The sequence below is a fragment of the Candidatus Hydrogenedentota bacterium genome (assembly GCA_016791475.1).
Lineage (GTDB): Bacteria > Hydrogenedentota > Hydrogenedentia > Hydrogenedentales > JAEUWI01 > JAEUWI01.
In genome coordinates, this window is record JAEUWI010000462.1 from 1 (window position 1) to 521 (window position 521).

General features: G+C 55.9%; 1 protein-coding gene. It reads right to left on the minus strand.

Going from position 1 to position 521, the window contains the following annotated elements; all coding sequences use genetic code 11:
• Positions 1 to 69: 69 nt before the first annotated feature.
• The coding region (locus JNK74_30255; protein ID MBL7650452.1) for a hypothetical protein at positions 70 to 521 on the minus strand (452 nt) is incomplete at its 5' end.

The following is a 521-nucleotide window of genomic DNA, read 5'->3' on the forward strand; positions in this document are numbered from 1 at the left end:
TTAGATTCATCTAATTCGACGCAGGCAAAGCGTCGTCGGCCCGCCGGCGCACTCCAAATAGCGCACAGACTATGCGCGGACTTCGCTGAGGCGTTCGACCATGCCTTTGATGCCGCCGAGGGTCATGTCTTCCATGTGGAAGATTTGGCGGATGCGGTTGAGGGTGTAGCCGCCGTAGGCGTTGGGCCAGGAGGTTTTGGGGATGGGGTTTAGCCAGACGCTGTGTTTGAAGCGTTCGGCGAAGCGGCGGAGCCAGTAGGTGCTGGGCTTGGCTTCGCGCGCGTAGTGGTAGATCGAGCCGTGGGGCATCTCGAGTTCTTCGGGGGCCATGGTGGCGTCGCCGAAAAATACGATGCGGGTATCGGGATTGCGCTGGAGCAGTTGTTCGGTGTTGAGTTTTTTTGTGCGGCGAAAATCGGTGTATACGTTTTGATAGATCGTGTTGTGGAAGTAATAGGTGGTCATGTCTTCAAAGCGTTCGTGCATTTTTTTGAAGAGCAGGCGCGTGAGTTGGATGAAAG